The organism is Candidatus Obscuribacterales bacterium (assembly GCA_036703605.1).
Classification (GTDB): Bacteria; Cyanobacteriota; Cyanobacteriia; order RECH01; family RECH01; genus RECH01.
On sequence record DATNRH010001204.1, the window covers coordinates 1 to 1,096 of the forward strand.

The 1,096-nt window shown below is 57.7% G+C and carries 2 protein-coding genes; both read right to left on the bottom strand.

What is annotated here, in order from left to right; translation table 11 throughout:
* Window positions 1-297: 297 nt before the first annotated feature.
* Entirely contained in the window at window positions 298-609 is a 312-nt protein-coding gene (locus V6D20_24985; protein HEY9819037.1) for a hypothetical protein, read from the bottom strand.
* On the bottom strand, window positions 606-968 hold the full coding sequence (locus V6D20_24990) for a hypothetical protein (GenBank protein HEY9819038.1): 363 nt from the start codon (window positions 966-968) through the stop codon (window positions 606-608). Before V6D20_24990 ends, V6D20_24985 begins: the two co-directional genes overlap by 4 nt.
* Between the last annotated feature and the right edge of the window lie 128 nt (window positions 969-1,096).

Here is a 1,096-nt window from a genome sequence, read left to right on the forward strand (position 1 = left end):
TCGATCCGGAGGATGCAGCGTCCAGGCGTTGATGGGTGCAGGCTGAAAGGTCAGCCGGTAGGTTTTACCGCCTCTACTGTGAACGAGCCAAACGGCCTGCCGAGGCAGCTTTTGCAGACGATAGGAGCCTTGCCCTGGCTCTGCCAGCGCTGCTCGAATGCGTTTGATATCGGCCATAACTCGTTGCCCTTGGCTCACGCGACTGTCCTTCCTGATACGTCAATGCGGTGCAGTTGATGCCACCCTAGCCAGGAGCGATTCGCCAAAACAGAGCACGGTGATATTGACAATGTTGGGTTAGGTGTGCTCGTCTTCCTGCTCAGTGGCGCAGAGAGCCTGCCGCAGGTCTGCTGGAATCTGGTCAAAGTTGTCGAGCAAAAAATCCATTAGGGCTAGATGGCGCAGGTCTACCGGGGTGGGGCGACGATAGCTGCGGCCCTTACGGAACCAGCCCCGCACTGTCGAGACCGACCGGGAACAGATCGCGGCCATGTCTTCCTGGCTGACCTGCCACTTGGCGTAAAACCGCTGGGGCGTCATGCCCAGTTGGCAGTAGCTGTACCGCTCGATTAGGCGCTGCTCGCGGGGAGAAAGGGGACGGGGATTCATCGGGCGGCCTCCTGATCAGAAGGTTCGAGGTCATCTTCCCAGGCGATGTCGGCTCTGACCCAGGCAGCACTGGGGGAAGCAGGATCGAGCCAGATCAGGTAGCGCCATTGCCAGCGGCGGCTGTGGGGGGCATAGCCATAGAACCGGCCCATGACCAGGCCCCAATCAGTCTCGTTGCCATAGGGAATCCAACGAAGGCGATCGCCCAGGTGAAAGCGCGGCATTTCGACCTGGAGGAAGGCAGCAGGTAAATCAGGTGCTGACGGGAGGTGCAAGTGGCCAAGATTAAGGGCACACCCGAAGGTTCGATGGATGATCTGAAGCGGGCGCGATCGCTTGCGTGGGAAAGATTGAGCCATCGGAAAGACACCTTTTGAACCAGCAACCGTGATTTCTTAAGACCAGTCTAATCCACTCTAATCTAGAGTAGATTACCCTTGTTCGCAACACTTCACTTAGGCTTGCTCTAGAGCTAAATAGAGTGGCT